The organism is Massilia sp. UYP34 (assembly GCF_056279385.1).
This window is the reverse complement of the sequence record NZ_JBWBRF010000002.1, coordinates 711792-725765: the sequence shown is the minus strand read 5'-3', so window position 1 is coordinate 725765 and position 13974 is coordinate 711792. Positions and strand designations below refer to the sequence as shown.

At 60.1% G+C, this 13974-nt stretch carries 15 protein-coding genes; 6 read left to right on the top strand and 9 right to left on the bottom strand.

The window, feature by feature from the left end; all coding sequences use genetic code 11:
• Positions 1-167: 167 nt before the first annotated feature.
• The 3 genes from ACZ9AQ_RS06615 to ACZ9AQ_RS06605 all read left to right on the top strand — a co-directional run bounded on the left by ACZ9AQ_RS06615 (position 168) and on the right by ACZ9AQ_RS06605 (position 2906).
• Positions 168-1670, top strand: a complete 1503-nt coding sequence (locus tag ACZ9AQ_RS06615; RefSeq protein ID WP_005670894.1) for a calcium-binding protein — start codon at positions 168-170, stop codon at positions 1668-1670.
• Positions 1671-1809: 139 nt separating this feature from the next.
• Positions 1810-2376 (top strand): c-type cytochrome, encoded by a 567-nt coding sequence (locus ACZ9AQ_RS06610; protein ID WP_081590007.1) that lies wholly within the window; start codon positions 1810-1812, stop codon positions 2374-2376.
• 80 nt (positions 2377-2456) lie between these two features.
• Complete coding sequence (locus ACZ9AQ_RS06605) at positions 2457-2906, top strand: DUF305 domain-containing protein (RefSeq protein WP_005670891.1); 450 nt, start codon at positions 2457-2459, stop codon at positions 2904-2906.
• 312 nt (positions 2907-3218) lie between these two features.
• On the opposite strand, the gene ACZ9AQ_RS06600 is transcribed toward ACZ9AQ_RS06605, so the two are convergent.
• The 8 genes from ACZ9AQ_RS06600 to ACZ9AQ_RS06565 form a co-directional block, all read right to left on the bottom strand.
• Positions 3219-3662 carry a YybH family protein gene (locus ACZ9AQ_RS06600; protein WP_005670889.1) on the bottom strand — a complete coding sequence of 148 codons (444 nt, stop codon included), beginning with the start codon at positions 3660-3662 and terminating at the stop codon, positions 3219-3221.
• Between the two features lie 25 nt (positions 3663-3687).
• Positions 3688-4626, bottom strand: a complete 939-nt coding sequence (locus ACZ9AQ_RS06595) for a copper resistance D family protein (RefSeq protein WP_109343468.1) — start codon at positions 4624-4626, stop codon at positions 3688-3690.
• 1 nt (position 4627) lies between these two features.
• Positions 4628-4993 (bottom strand): copper homeostasis periplasmic binding protein CopC, encoded by a 366-nt coding sequence (copC, locus tag ACZ9AQ_RS06590; RefSeq protein ID WP_005670885.1) that lies wholly within the window; start codon positions 4991-4993, stop codon positions 4628-4630.
• Positions 4994-5068: 75 nt separating this feature from the next.
• On the bottom strand, positions 5069-5425 hold the full coding sequence (locus ACZ9AQ_RS06585) for a copper-binding protein (protein WP_005670883.1): 357 nt from the start codon (positions 5423-5425) through the stop codon (positions 5069-5071).
• Positions 5426-5457: 32 nt separating this feature from the next.
• Positions 5458-5901: a DUF411 domain-containing protein gene (locus tag ACZ9AQ_RS06580; RefSeq protein WP_005670881.1), complete on the bottom strand. Its 444-nt coding sequence runs from the start codon at positions 5899-5901 to the stop codon at positions 5458-5460.
• A 23-nt stretch (positions 5902-5924) separates the two neighbouring features.
• The gene (locus ACZ9AQ_RS06575; RefSeq protein ID WP_109343467.1) at positions 5925-7316 is read right to left on the bottom strand and encodes a multicopper oxidase family protein; all 1392 of its coding nucleotides are present in this window, start codon (positions 7314-7316) and stop codon (positions 5925-5927) included.
• An 18-nt stretch (positions 7317-7334) separates the two neighbouring features.
• The gene (locus ACZ9AQ_RS06570; RefSeq protein ID WP_005670877.1) at positions 7335-8702 is read right to left on the bottom strand and encodes a TolC family protein; all 1368 of its coding nucleotides are present in this window, start codon (positions 8700-8702) and stop codon (positions 7335-7337) included.
• A 534-nt stretch (positions 8703-9236) separates the two neighbouring features.
• Positions 9237-9665 carry a hypothetical protein gene (locus tag ACZ9AQ_RS06565; RefSeq protein ID WP_040778120.1) on the bottom strand — a complete coding sequence of 143 codons (429 nt, stop codon included), beginning with the start codon at positions 9663-9665 and terminating at the stop codon, positions 9237-9239.
• Positions 9666-10162: 497 nt separating this feature from the next.
• On the opposite strand from ACZ9AQ_RS06565, the gene fdx reads away from it, so the two are divergent.
• From fdx to ACZ9AQ_RS06550, 3 genes are all read left to right on the top strand, one after another.
• Complete coding sequence (gene fdx / locus ACZ9AQ_RS06560; protein ID WP_109343465.1) at positions 10163-10501, top strand: ISC system 2Fe-2S type ferredoxin; 339 nt, start codon at positions 10163-10165, stop codon at positions 10499-10501.
• Between the two features lie 69 nt (positions 10502-10570).
• Entirely contained in the window at positions 10571-12988 is a 2418-nt protein-coding gene (locus tag ACZ9AQ_RS06555) for a heavy metal translocating P-type ATPase (protein ID WP_370659806.1), read from the top strand.
• Complete coding sequence (locus ACZ9AQ_RS06550; RefSeq protein WP_109343464.1) at positions 12985-13170, top strand: hypothetical protein; 186 nt, start codon at positions 12985-12987, stop codon at positions 13168-13170. Before ACZ9AQ_RS06555 ends, ACZ9AQ_RS06550 begins: the two co-directional genes overlap by 4 nt.
• Positions 13171-13274: 104 nt before the next feature.
• On the opposite strand, the gene ACZ9AQ_RS06545 is transcribed toward ACZ9AQ_RS06550, so the two are convergent.
• The gene (locus tag ACZ9AQ_RS06545) at positions 13275-13808 is read right to left on the bottom strand and encodes a hypothetical protein (protein WP_157225732.1); all 534 of its coding nucleotides are present in this window, start codon (positions 13806-13808) and stop codon (positions 13275-13277) included.
• Between the last annotated feature and the right edge of the window lie 166 nt (positions 13809-13974).

Here is a 13974-nt window from a genome sequence, read left to right as displayed (position 1 = left end):
GCTGTCGGTAAAACGGGAGGTCTTCATGTAGAGCTTTCTGTATCTTAAGTAGAAAATTCTACTTCTGATCGCGCTCTTTTTGCGGGGGGATTACCCAGTCATCGATGGGATGAAAACCGACTGTAGCCCCTTTTTGGAACAAGTATTGCATTCAAGGAGAGCAGATTATGGCAAATAACATGAACAGGGCAAAGGATGCACAGGATGCGGGCGCCCGGGCATTGGAGCGGGTTGGAGCACAGCACGCAAAACGTGATGGCATCTCTTTTGATTTCGACGCTGGTAGCGCCCCTTATGACTATGCAATCCGTGTCGGCACTGGCGCAGTCAATACATTGTCGGGCAGCGAAACGCGTGATTATCTGTGGGGCCTGGGCGGCGATGATGCGCTCGATGGCGGTGCTGGTGAAGACAATCTCTTCGGGGACGCAGGCGCCGATCTGCTCGTCGGCGGCGATGGTGGCGACCGGATGATGGGAGGGATGGGTAATGACCGGTTGTATGGAGGTGCTGAAGCAGACGGTCTGATGGGAGGAGCGGGTAACGACTTGCTTGACGAGGGCGAGGGCCATGGCGACCTCAACGGCGGCGCCGGCGACGACATCCTGATCGGGGGCTTGGGCGCGGACGCTTTCATGATCTCGCCCGACAGCGGCAATGACGTCATTCGCGACTTCACTGCTGGGCCAGGAATGTTCGATCACCTCGCGATCAACGGCCTGAGCTGGGCGGACCTTTCGTTTGCCGACACTCCCGACGGTGTCAAGATCAGCTGGGACGGCGGTTCGGTGCTCATGAATGGAGTGACAAAGGCGGATTTATCGCAAGACGATTTCATGTTTGCCGAGTCTCCTGAGCTTCCACCCTCCTCACGCCCGGCTGACGCTCCTACGCCTGAGCGGCCGACTATGAGCGAAGAAGGACCTGTGATTAACGGTTCGGACAGAAGCAATCCAGCGTTTGATCGCATCGCTGATGCAATGTTAAGGCGTGATACACCGGTGCAGTTCGGCTTTACCGGTGATGAAACCTACAGGGTGAAAGTAGGTACGGAGGTCGCAGACACCTTCGATGGGGCCGAGACATGGGATCACTTTTTTGGTCGCGATGGCAACGACCAGCTCTTCGGCAATGGTGGTGACGATATCCTCCAAGGCGACGCAGGCGACGATAGCCTGGAAGGTGGCGCAGGGTCTGATAGGCTCGACGGCGGGATGGGTAATGACCAACTTGACGGTGGCGATGCGGAAGACGAGGTCATGGGAGGGGACGGTAACGACGTCATCGATGCGGGCGCTGGTCACGACATGATTGAAGGCGGCATGGGTAACGATACCATACGCGGCGGTACTGGCGCAGACGCATTCATGGTCATGCCTGACAGCGGTAACGATGTCGTACTTGACTTCGAAGCGCGTGGTGCTGCCCAAGGGGCTTTCGATCACATCGCATTCATCGACATCATGCCAGACCAGGTATCTGTCCAGGATGCGACGGCTGGTGCCTTGATCTCGTGGGACACGAATGGGGATGGCGCGGCGGACGGTTCGGTCTTGCTGCAGGGTGTCTATATGGCGGATCTACGCCAGTCCGACTTCATGTTTAATGAAGAGCCTGCCTTTATCGCTGGGGTAAGTACGGTTGGCTCTAATTACGTCTTCCCGCTGTAAGGCGAAACGCCTTGCATGAGCTGTCAGTGACATCTTAGGCATCTTTTAATGCTTTAGATGTCACTGCTTAAAATTGCTATTAGCGTAGTATCGGGGAAGGTAAAAACACAACTTAAGTTTCCGTTCTTTGAGGTGACTGATGGTGGCATTGAAAACATTGCTTCTGGCGGCCGTGATAGTAATTGCCGCTGGATTCGCGTTTATATACTCTGGCTTATATAATATTGCGGCAAATGATATGCATACGGCGCCAGTCCGTTGGGCGCTTGAAACTACGCGCAACCAGTCAATTGATCGTCGTGACGACAGTATAAGGGTCCCTGCCGATCTCGCTGACATGCGACGAATCGAGAACGGCGCGAGGTCGTACGCAGCAATGTGCCAGATATGTCATCTCGGGCCTGGTGTCGAGCCAACGCCAATACACCTTGGGTTAAATCCGCAACCACCTTTATTTACCAAAGAAAATAGCCATCAGTCAGACGAGAGTTTGTTTTGGATTATAAAGAACGGTATCAAGATGACAGGGATGCCTGCGTGGGGAGCGACACACAGCGATAAAGAGCTATGGGATATCGTTGCTTTTCTCAAGAAGCTCCCTGAATATTCAATCGAGCAGTACGAAGATCTTAGTGGTCGCGCGGAGCACAACAGTAACCCGAGTTCGACACATGCGAATGGAGATTCCCCCGCTCATTCGCACTAGCAGTTTATTCCATAAAAAGCACTCGCACTGATGAATCTTCGAGCCTGAAGATTTTTTCACTCAACATGACAGGAGTAGCCATGAATAGTTATTTGCGGTTCGGTACGATGATTGCAGCATCTACGGTGGTAATGTTTGGCTTGATGTATTTGAACGTCTATGAGTCGGCGCATATATTTTTCAGCGAAACTCGGCTGTATATGGCCTTAGTGATGGGCGCGGCAATGGCGGTAGTTATGCTCGGATTTATGCTCGGCATGTACTCAAATAATAGGCTCAATGTAGGTATCTTTGTCGGCAGCATCGTATTGTTTGCGGTGGCGTTATGGCTGGCACGCAGTCAGAGCACAGTCGATGACGTGTCTTGGATGAAGGCAATGATTCCTCACCATTCGATTGCGATCTTGACCAGTGAGCGAGCGAATATTTCCGATCCACGCGTGCAGAAACTCGCTGATCAAATCGTCGAATCGCAGAGGAGGGAAATAGCGGAGATGAAAGCTCTTATTCTAGAGCTTGAGGGAAAATGAAACGCTGCGAGATCTGAATTTTTTGCCAAAAAAATATGTGTAAGACACCGTCGAGACACGGAATGTCTTTGTTCAGGTCCAATTTTTAAAAGCGGAAGTGATTCGAGGCAAACGAGGAGATAGAGCGCGGTAGAGGCTGATTTTCAGGTAAGCGCCATCTTGTTGTGCGTTGCGTACATCGCTGCGCGCGTATCACAACAGGGGACATCTGATGCTGAGTTCACTGTGTTTTGCTGGATTCGCCGTCAGATTTCGCTGTACAAGCGAGGAGCAATGCTCCTCGTTTCGAAGTATCAGGCGCAAGGCTTGCGATTACTTAGCCTTCCTAGAGGACCAATGCACGTGCACGATGGACCAGATATCGCCCTTCTTTTCGAGGACCGCCGTGCCTGTTCCGAATACGTGCACTGGTTTGCCTTTAGAAGTGCCCGTGGTTTCAGTTTCCTCCCACACGACGGCAGTATTGCCATCGATGCGTTCGGTCTGCTTCAGTACCTTCCGCGTCGAGTTCTTTGCGAATTCCATGTCGCCGCCCAGATGATGGCTCGCATATTCATCGCGCGAACGCTCGACGTAGCCCGATTCATAGATCGCAATTTCCGGGGACAGCAGGCTGAGTGCTTTCGCCTTGTCGCCGCTCGTGAGGGCATCATGGAAGGCTGCGAGCGCCTCTTTCGGTGACGCCGCCAGACTCGCTGCGGAGACCGCGAAGAGTGCAGCGCTCAGGACGAGCGCTGGAATGGTTTTCTTTTTCATTATTATTCCTTGGAAGATGAAGTCCTCACGACGCCGTCGGCGGTGAGGTGGAACTCAGGACGGCTGCTGCGACGAGTACGGCCACCAGGATGCATGCCTCGACCTGAAGGATGAGAGCAAACCTCCCATCGGCGCCGCCTTCCGGCTTTGGCTTGCGCAGTTGTGCCAGCAACTGGGGCATCACGACGAACCGGTTCAGGCCACCCAGTGCCGCTGCGGACAGCACCAGTCCGATCTTGATGAGCAGGGTCGTCCCATAGGGATTGCCGAATGCGTTCTCGAAGCTTCCCAGTCCGCGCCAGGCGCTCAGCACACCCGTGATGAAGATGCCGACGAGGGCGACGGTAGCCGATGTCGACAGCGACTTCACGAAGCGTGCGCATTCGCCGCGGTTCTTCGACTCCCATTCAGGCTGGGTGCGCAGCGTGACCAGGCCGGCCACGATGACTTCGCCGATCCAGATGCTGATCAACACGAGGTGGACCCAGTCGACGAGCACAGCCCAGGTGAAGTCGCCAGCGGCGCCGGCGTGGCTCACCATGCTGCGCGAATAGAGCAGTACGCCCAGGGCAACCGCACGCACCAGCGCGGCTGCGGCACCCGGCCGTTCGCCATGGTGTGCCCGGAGGGTGAAGACAACGACGAGCAGCGCCGCTGCGCCGATCATCCAGGCGAGTCCGTAATGCGTCGCGGTGATGACGGACCGCACTGCGGGAAAAGCCTCGCTTATCGGAACCTCCGCCATAGATGCCGCTTCGAGCCACAGGACCGCGACATACGCCACCGCTGCCGCCGAGACCGTAAGAAGCATGAGCTTGCGCAGTCGCGGAACCATGCCGATGCCCCATGCCGACCGTGCGCTGCGCAGCCAGATATGGGCTGCACTGGCGCCGACAAGTATGGCCATCGACAGGTTCAGGACGACCGTGACGAAGCGTTGTGCCAGTGCGAGGTCAGCCTCCATGTCACTTTACCCGGAAGTCGAATTGGCCTTTGACCTTGTGACCGTCCCGTGTAACCGTGGACCATTGAACCCGCCAGGCCCCGGAGTGCAGGGCCGGAACGGTGGCGACCAGCACCTTGGGATTCGCATCGTCGAGGGCTGTCTTGCTTGCCTCGACGACCGCGCCTTTCTCGTCAACCAGTTTGACCTTGCTGAATGGCAGCTCAAGTTGCTCGCTGAACTGCAGGCGCACTTGCGAAGGCGCCGGGCTCACTATCGCATTCGCTTGTGGCGACGACGACTCGAGTTTGGCGTGTGCGGACGCGGCGGAAGTCGCCACCAGTCCGGCTACCGCTACTGCCGCTGCAAAGAAAGATTTGATTTTCATGCTGGTCTCCTGGGAGGCTCGCCAAACGCGGTTCAAGCGTACCGAGCCTCCGGTTGATGGATGGGCTCGGTGGGCTTACTGGGCCGCCTGGAGCTGGACGATCGTGACCGCGCCGTTGACGCGGTCGGCTGCGAACTTGACCTTGTCGCCCGCCTTTACCTGGTCCAGCATGGCCGGGTCTTTAACCCGAAACACCATGGTCATCGCTGACATGTTGAGGTTCTTCAATTCGCCATGGCGCAGCGTGATTTTGCCGGCTTCCTTGTCGATCTTCTTGACTTCGCCATCGGTGAGTTCAGCCGTCGCCGGCGCCGCGTGGCCAGCATGAGCGTCATGAGCACCATGGGCGCTGTGCGCGCCGTTCTGGGCGGTGGCAACGGACGCTGCGGCGGCCAGGGTGATTGCGAGAGTCAGTTTCGAGAGTGCGTTCATGTTCATTCCTTTCGTTCGTGAGGAAATACTGTTCAGTTGTAGTGCTTGAATACTTTGGTACTGCCGTCGGCCTGTACCAGCAGGACGTTGTACGGATCCTTGCGCGGGCCCTCCATGCCCGGAGAGCCGAGCGGCATCGCGGGAACTGCCAGCCCTTTTGCCTTGGGCTTCTCGGCAAGGAGGCGCTTGATGTCGCTGGCAGGGACGTGGCCTTCGATGGCATAACCGCCTACCATCGCGGTATGGCAAGAGCCGAGTTCATTCGGGATCCCGCCACGTTCGCGGTAGTCCGAAGGATTGTCGACGTTGGCCACCCTAGTCTGGAAGCCGTTCGTTTTCAGGTGCTCCACCCAAGCGGTGCAGCACCCGCACGAGGCGCTCTTGAAGACGTCGATAACCGGTGCGGCCGCCATTGCGAGCGCCGGAGCGCACAATGCAGCGGCGAGCGCGATCTTGCTTGCTAGTCGTCGGATCATGGGTTCGTCCTTTCCTGTTGCGATCAGTGATGACCCTTGTGGCTGGTCGGCTTGCGGACGGTGACTTCGACGTCCCCAGGCTTGGCAGCGGGCATCGCCTGGCCGCCCGCGCTCTGGCTGCGCACTGCGGCCGGCGGCTCGCCTTTCCACTCGTAGGCGACGGTGCCGGCGGGGTGCTTGTACCAGCCCGGGTCCTTGTAGTCGCCCGGCTTCTGGTCCTTGCGCACCTTGAGCACGGTGAACATGCCGCCCATCTCGACGCCGCCGAAGGGACCCTGGCCGGTCATCATCGGCAGGGTGTTCTCCGGGAGCGGCATTTCCATGTCGCCCATCGAGCCGCCTTTCTCGCCCATCACCATGTAGTCGGGCACGAGCTTCGTGATTTTCTCGGCGACGCCGCGGTGGTCGACGCCGATCAGGTTCGGCACGTCGTGTCCCATCGCGTTCATGGTGTGGTGCGACTTGTGGCAGTGGAAGGCCCAGTCGCCCGGCTCGTCCGCGATGAACTCGATGGCGCGCATCTGGCCCACGGCGATATCGGTCGTCACTTCCGGCCAGCGCGACTCCGGACGGGTCCAGCCGCCATCGGTGCCGGTGACCTCGAACTCATGGCCATGCAGGTGGATTGGGTGGTTCGTCATCGTCAGGTTACCGGCGCGGATGCGCACGCGGTCGCCCTGGCGCACGTTCATGGTGTCGATGCCTGGGAAGGCGCGGCTGTTGAAGGTCCAGATGTTAAAGTCGAGCATCTCGTTCACGCGCGGCGTGTAGCTGCCCGGCTCGATGTCGTAAGCGTTGAGCAGGAACACGAAATCGCGGTCGACGCGGTGGTGGGCCGGATTCTTCGGGTGCGTGACCCAGAATCCCATCATGCCCATCGCCATCTGGACCATTTCGTCGGCATGCGGGTGGTACATGAAGGTGCCAGGGCGCCGGGCGACAAACTCGTAGACGAAGGTCTTGCCCGGCTGGATGCCCGGCTGATTCAGGCCTGTGACGCCATCCATCCCGTTCGGCAGGCGCTGGCCGTGCCAGTGGATACTGGTGTGCTCCGGTAGCTTGTTGGTGACAAAAATACGCACACGGTCACCTTCGACCACTTCGATGGTCGGCCCCGGGCTCTGCCCGTTGTAGCCCCACAGGTTCGCCTTCATGCCGGGCGCGATCTCGCGCACGACCGGTTCGGCGATCAGGTGGAACTCCTTGACGCCATTGTTCATTCGCCAGGGCAGCGACCAGCCGTTCAGGGTAACGACGGGGTTATACGGCCTGCCGTTGGGCGGCGGCGGTGGCGGCTGCGTGGCGGCGCTGGTCATGACCGGGGCTTCCGGGAGGGTGGCCGCGCCAGCGCGGCTGACCAGTCCGGCGCCGACCAGGGCGGCTGCGCCAGTGAAAAAATCTCGACGAGAACTCATTGCTGATTCAATCCTTGTTTAATGTTCGGCGGCGGCTTCGGTGGACGCGGCGGAGGAAGCCATGGAGAGCGACGAACCGCCGCTGCCGCTGATGGCGGCCTGCAGATCCGTTTCCGCGATCCAGAAATCACGCTGGGCATCGATGGCCGCGTTCACGCCCGCTATCTGTGCGCGTGCGTCGGCCAGCAGTTCGAACACGCTCATGAGCATGCCGTTGTAGCGAAGCAGACTCTCTTCGGAGATCTTCTTGCGCAGTGGTACCAGCTCATCGCGGTGCTGCCTGGCGACGTCATAGGTGGTCCGGTAAGCTGAATACGCTTCGCGGACCTGCGACCGGGCATTGATGGCGGTATCGGCGGTGCGGTGGACCGATTGCATGTACAGCGCCTCGGCCTTTGCGACACGTGCGCCTCCCCAGTCGAAGATCGGCAGGGCGAGCTCGATCTCGTAACCGTTCTCACGTGGCGCGCCGGATGTGCTCTTGTTGACGTAGCCAGCGTCGAGCACGTTGATGACGCCGGTTGCCTTCGTCAGTCCCAGGGCGCGCGCGGTCGACTCGGTCCCAAGCTTTGCCAGGCGCACATCGAGGCGCTGCTGCATGGCGAGCGACTCGATATTGCCTGCCTCACGTGGCGCCGCCGGCAGCTCCGGCAGCTTGTCGGGAAGCTGGAACGTCGTGTTCTCTCCCCACACACCCATCAGCCGCGCAAGCTGCTCGCGCGCAGCGGTCGCATTGTGGCGCGCGCGCGCAAGCTGGGTCGAGGCTTCGCTCGAGAATGCCTGTTCGCGCGCCTGGTCAAGGGCACTCAGGTGTCCGACCTTGGTCATGCGTTGCGCCAGCTCGGCACTCGCGCCGGCCGCCTCGCGGACCTGCTCTGCGTAGCGCGCCGACTGCACAGCGGCAACAGCATTGAAGTAGGCCTTGCGAGTGTCAAGCGCGAGCCGGACCGCTTCGGTTGCCGCGACCAGCTTGGCGCTCTCGAAGCGGCGCGACTCGATATCGCGGCGGATCGGAATGGTCACCAAACCGACGAGATCGAACATGACGCTGCGTTCGATCTCCGTTTCGCCGCCGCCGGACATGCGGCCAAAACTGAAACCTGGATTAGCCATTCGGCCCGCCTGCACCAGGTCCGCCTCGGCGACACCCAGCTCGGCGAGCGAGGCGCGCAGGCCCCGGTTGTTGATCAGGGCAATGCGAACGGCACTGTCGGCGGTGAGCGGCTGTTTCAGCAATTGGTTCAGCTCGTCCTGGATGGCCGCGCCATTGGCATTCGTCTTGGGCAGGCGAACGTCCTGGCCGGTGCGCTCGGCGGTCAAGGATGAGACTGCGTCCAGGCCGCCGTCCTTGGAGAACGTCGCGCAACCGCTCAACGCGAGGGCCATGGCAGCTGCCGCGACGGCACGCATTGTGGGAATTGAAAGCTTTGTTGTCATTATGTGTTCGGCTTAATGATGTTTGCTGTGATCCACAGGCGCAGGACTGGCCGGCTTCGCTGGCGACGTGGGCGCTGGTGCGGACGGAGCCGGCGCTTCTTTATGGCCGTGGTGATTCTGTTCACCGCCGTGGGCACCATGTCCCGCGTGTCCCGGCGCTCCGGCAACGGCATCGTTTGCGGCGCGCCAGGATTTGTCAGGCGTGGCCTGGTCGGCCTGCGGCGCCGGCGAAGATCTGGTGATGACCGATTCGTACACGGTCGGTGGCACTGCGACGGCGGGGTCTGCAGGGTCTGGCAGCGGACGGGATTGCTGGGCGTGCGCGTACATCGGCAGGACCAGCAAGGCGCCTATAGCGGCGGCCAAAAGCTTGGAGGTCATGGACAATCCTCAAAATCGGTAACAGGGCGTGCACGGGCACGCACGAGTGCTCAAGAGCGACGACGGCGCCGCCAAAGGACAGCGGGTCAGCTCTTGTTACGATTAAGCGGATTGGTGCCGGGGAGGGCGTTGAGGGCCGTCCTGGATGAAGCCAACGGCGAAGGCCGCAGGAGCAACGACGACTGCGTTGGAGCCGTCGAAAGCCGGGACAGCGAAATGAGTGGAGGGTGGCGCGACGGCGCCCAGGCAGAACGCGGAGCACGCACTGCAGGTGGAGTGCGGCTTTTTACCTGCCTTGGAGTCTGCCGGATCGGCGTCGACCAGGGAGTCGTCCGACTGGCTTGCATGCTCGCCACCGTGATGAGCGTGCGCATCGGCCATGTGCTCGTGGGACTGCATGCCCGGATCAATCGAAATCTGGCTGGACTGCTGGTGAGCCGGGCCGCACGACATACGGTTGGCCGCAAGCGCGTGCAGCGGAAGCACGGCCAGCAGGAGCCAAACCAGAAATGTCTTGAGTGCGCGGTTCATAGGTGTCGCGAGTATAGCACGACATTTTTTGGCCTGAAGCAGCTCTTAAGGCTGACTAAAGTCAGGGCGACAGGTACGCCGCATTGGCGAGATATGCAAACAGGGTGCGTCAGCGCACAGCATGGGTCGTCGGACTTCTTCCAGAATCGGAAATGGACGCGCAGTGTTTTCCTACGTCGCACGCGGCGCCGCTTCACCCTGGAAGGCATGCCGCTACCTGCGCCTTCGTTCAGCGGAAATTCCGCTTGACCTTTCCATCATTGGAAGGTTTACAGTGGAATAGTCCACTTTCCGGAGGCGTTTTATGTATGAATCCACCCGTCGCGAGGCCCACAGCTCAGACAAGCGCGTGGCCGCAATGCCAAGTACAGGCCTGCGCGACTTCGCGCGTGCGAAGCAGGCAGGGAGTGCCCTTTCCGATTCGGACGAGACGCCAGTGACACCACGCTGTCTGTTCTGCCGGTACCGCAGTCCAGGTGCCGGAAAGGAGTTGGCACATGCCTAGAATTACTGTGTTACCGCATCCTGAGTGCGCGCCTTCCGGCGCATCGATCGTGGCCGCTCCCGGCACCAGCATTTGCGACGCGCTGCTGGAGAATGACGTCGACATCGAGCATGCATGCGGCAAGGTTGGTGCCTGCACGACGTGTCACGTCATCGTAAGGGAGGGATACTCGTCCCTCGTCCAAGCGAGCGAGGATGAGGAAGACATGCTCGACCGGGCATGGGGCGTGGAGCACTTGTCCCGGTTGTCGTGCCAGGCCATTGTCGCGGAGGCGGATCTTACGGTCGAGATCCCACGGTATTCCCTGAATCACGCCAAGGAAAACGGATAGACATCACAGGTCGCGCACCGCTTGCGACAGGCGGGCCGCGCGAGGACAATGGTTTTTACTGGAGCTGCCATGAAACATGAAGTGCATGATCACGTCGGTCACCAGCAGAAGGGCCACGAATGCCACCACGCGCACGGGCATCATGCCGTCGACGCCTCCGGTGCAAGCATGGCCGGTGCATCCCAACATCATCCGACTGCTGCGTCCGATAAGCCCTATACCGATCCCGTATGCGGGATGAACGTTGCCGACCGGCCGGATCGGCGCGTCGAGCACGACGGCGTCCTCTATCACTTCTGCAGCGTGAAGTGCATGGACAGGTTTCGCGCCGATCCCACCAGCTATACGGAGAAAGGCGCCCCCGCGGCTATGCCCGAGGCGCCGCCAGGGACGATCTACACCTGCCCGATGCATCCGGAAATCCAGCAAGCCACCCCGGGTAATTGTCCGATATGCGGAATGTCCCTGGAGCCGATGCTGCCGTCGCTGGAGGATGAAGAGAATCCGGAACTGGAGGACTTCCGCCGTCGTTTCCGGTGGACGCTGCCGCTGACGGTCGTCGTCACCATCCTGGCGATGGCAGGGCACCGGATCTTCAGCGGAGGCCTTGCTTACCAGAGCTGGATCGAGCTCGTCCTCAGCACGCCGGTCGTCCTGTGGGCCGGGTGGCCTTTCTTTGTCCGTGGTGCGCAGTCGTTCAAGAATCGCAGCCCCAATATGTGGACCTTGATCAGTATCGGGGTCGCCGCGGCGTATGGTTACAGCCTGGTTGCGACCGTGTTCCCGGGCCTGTTTCCGTCGAACTTCGCGATGCACGGCCGTATCGGCGTCTACTACGAGGCCGCCGCCGTCATCGTTTCGCTGACCCTGCTCGGTCAGATCCTCGAGCTGCGTGCACGCTCGCAGACATCGGCTGCGATCAAATCCTTGCTCGGCCTTGCGCCGAAAACGGCCAGGCGGATCCGCGCCGATGGCACCGAGGAAGACATCGAGCTTTCGCACGTCCACATCGGCGATTCGCTGCGGGTCAGGCCTGGCGAGAAGGTGCCGGTCGACGGGGTGGTCCTGGAGGGCGAAAGCGCGGTGGACGAAGCCATGCTCACTGGCGAGCCGCTACCGGTGACGAAGCGCCCCGGCGACAAGGTCATCGGCGCAACCATCAACACTAGCGGCAGTCTCGTCATTCGCTCCGAGCGCGTGGGATCGCAGACCATGCTGTCCCAGATCGTGCAGATGGTCGCGCAGGCGCAACGTTCGCGGGCGCCCATGCAGCGCCTGGCCGACGTGGTGGCCGGCTATTTCGTCACCGTCGTCGTGGCCGTCGCGCTGCTTACCTTGATCGGTTGGGGGCTGTTCGGGCCCGAGCCCAGCTGGGTCTACGGCTTCGTAAACTCCGTTGCGGTCCTGATCATCGCCTGCCCGTGTGCATTGGGCTTGGCGACGCCGATGTCGATCATGGCCGCGACAGGCCGCGCCGCCACCCAGGGCGTGCTGTTCCGCGATGCCGCGGCGATCGAAGCGATGCGCAAGGTCGATACGTTCATCGTCGACAAGACCGGCACGCTCACGGAAGGGAAACCTGCGTTCGACCGGGCGATCGCTGCCCCCGGGTTCCAGGAAGTCGATGTTCTACGGATCGCGGCAAGTATCGACCAGGGGAGCGAGCACCCGCTGGCACACGCCATCGTCGCGGAAGCACGCAGGCGGAATCTGCCGCTGCACAAGCCTGAAACCTTCGAATCGTCCAGTGGGATCGGTGTACGGGGCACAGTGCAGGGCGAGCGGGTTGCGTTGGGCAATACGGCGCTCATGGACACCGAAAAGGTCGACTGGACGCCACTACAGAAGGCCGCGGAAGAGCTTCGACAAGTCGGTGCAAGCGTCATGTACCTGGCACTTCAGGGAAAGCTTGTCGGCCTGATCGCGGTGTCTGATCCAGTCAAGGCGACGACGCCGGAAGCGCTGGCGACGCTGCGCGATGCCGGCATGACGGTGGTGATGGCGACCGGAGATGGCGTGACCACGGCGAAGGCGGTCGCGTCGAGGCTCGGGATTTCGGAGGTCTACGGAGAGGTCACGCCACAGGATAAACTGGCCCTGGTCGAAAGGCTGCAGCAACAGGGCAAGGTAGTGGCAATGGCCGGCGATGGCATTAACGATGCCCCGGCGCTGGCGAAAGCGGACGTTGGGATTGCAATGGGTACCGGTACTGACGTCGCCATCAATTCGGCACACGTCACACTCATCAAGGGCGACTTGCGTGCCATTTCGCGATCGCGACTTCTTTCGTTGGAGACTGTGCGCAACATGAGGCAGAATCTCGCCTTCGCCTTTGTTTACAACGCCATGGGAATTCCGCTGGCCGCAGGTCTGCTTTATCCCTTCACCGGGCAGCTACTATCGCCGATGATCGCCGCGCTGGCCATGAGCCTGAGTTCGGTATCGGTGATCGGTAATGCACTGCGCTTGAGGGGAAGTACCACATGAACCTGGTTGTTACGGACGAGATGCGGGATCTGACGGTACTGGTCGGGGTTATCTTTGGCATCATCGCGGCCGGGTTCATCGCTTACGGCGAGGTTCAGCGACGTCGCGGCCGCAAAAGCCGGGCGAAAGAAACCAATACGCGTGGCAGAAGGAAGCCTGGCAGGGCCGGCAAGAGCAGGTAGTGCGCAATTTCGCTGATCGTCTGGCTGCGGCGGACTCACAATGTGCTCAGGCGGGCGAGGACCACTCGTCCGGTCGTAAGGTCGGGTCGCTGGAGCCTAGGGGCTTAGCGCACAGCGAGGACCGACTTCCGGATACTCTCGGCCCCAGACGGCATTGCGCCGCACTCAAGCGCTAACTTGTGGAACTCTTCCGCGGCCTCGTGTGGATTAAGCCGAGCTGATCGCACAGCGGCACGTGCAGCAGGAGCCAGGTCGTTGATGTCCCCATAGGTCAAATGCCCGGAGAACGACATGGCCTCCGTGAATTTCGCGACGATATTCGGCGGAAGGGCAGGGCCATAAATGAAGTATTCGAGAAACTTCAGGAAATTCCCATGAGCATAGATTTCAGTACCTGAGATGCCGTTATTCTCGAAAACCTGCTGACGGGATTTCCCGCGCCCTCCTGGATTGCGCTCGGGATCGGTGAAGTATAAAAGCCGCACCTCGGGGATCGCACCGCGTTCCAATAACGACTCGGTCAGGCCTGCCATCGGCATAAGAGACGCACGGAGCTCATCATGCGATGTGTAGCGGAACCTGATTTGGTTCAGGAGATCGGTCTCTCGCTCGGTCAGTTCGATGTCGGGTACTCGCAAACCAGAACCCCCTTACAAGATGAAAAAGCGACCAGCTCGACCTATAGCCTGCTATTGCTGCCTGCCAGTGTAGCAAAGACTAATTTCTTACGGTAGCTGAGCAAAAGGCCTTTGCTTCGTCGATATCTCCATGTTGTGGCTGCAGTTTTAGATCCCGCGGCTGTTA

Coding starts and splice junctions, on each gene's coding strand:
- ACZ9AQ_RS06615 (WP_005670894.1), top strand. CDS start 168: ATGGCAAATAACATGAACAGGGCAAAGGATGCACAGGATGCGGGCGCC.
- ACZ9AQ_RS06610 (WP_081590007.1), top strand. CDS start 1,810: ATGGTGGCATTGAAAACATTGCTTCTGGCGGCCGTGATAGTAATTGCC.
- ACZ9AQ_RS06605 (WP_005670891.1), top strand. CDS start 2,457: ATGAATAGTTATTTGCGGTTCGGTACGATGATTGCAGCATCTACGGTG.
- ACZ9AQ_RS06600 (WP_005670889.1), bottom strand. CDS start 3,662: ATGAAAAAGAAAACCATTCCAGCGCTCGTCCTGAGCGCTGCACTCTTC.
- ACZ9AQ_RS06595 (WP_109343468.1), bottom strand. CDS start 4,626: ATGGAGGCTGACCTCGCACTGGCACAACGCTTCGTCACGGTCGTCCTG.
- copC (WP_005670885.1), bottom strand. CDS start 4,993: ATGAAAATCAAATCTTTCTTTGCAGCGGCAGTAGCGGTAGCCGGACTG.
- ACZ9AQ_RS06585 (WP_005670883.1), bottom strand. CDS start 5,425: ATGAACGCACTCTCGAAACTGACTCTCGCAATCACCCTGGCCGCCGCA.
- ACZ9AQ_RS06580 (WP_005670881.1), bottom strand. CDS start 5,901: ATGATCCGACGACTAGCAAGCAAGATCGCGCTCGCCGCTGCATTGTGC.
- ACZ9AQ_RS06575 (WP_109343467.1), bottom strand. CDS start 7,316: ATGAGTTCTCGTCGAGATTTTTTCACTGGCGCAGCCGCCCTGGTCGGC.
- ACZ9AQ_RS06570 (WP_005670877.1), bottom strand. CDS start 8,702: ATGGCCCTCGCGTTGAGCGGTTGCGCGACGTTCTCCAAGGACGGCGGC.
- ACZ9AQ_RS06565 (WP_040778120.1), bottom strand. CDS start 9,665: ATGAACCGCGCACTCAAGACATTTCTGGTTTGGCTCCTGCTGGCCGTG.
- fdx (WP_109343465.1), top strand. CDS start 10,163: ATGCCTAGAATTACTGTGTTACCGCATCCTGAGTGCGCGCCTTCCGGC.
- ACZ9AQ_RS06555 (WP_370659806.1), top strand. CDS start 10,571: ATGAAACATGAAGTGCATGATCACGTCGGTCACCAGCAGAAGGGCCAC.
- ACZ9AQ_RS06550 (WP_109343464.1), top strand. CDS start 12,985: ATGAACCTGGTTGTTACGGACGAGATGCGGGATCTGACGGTACTGGTC.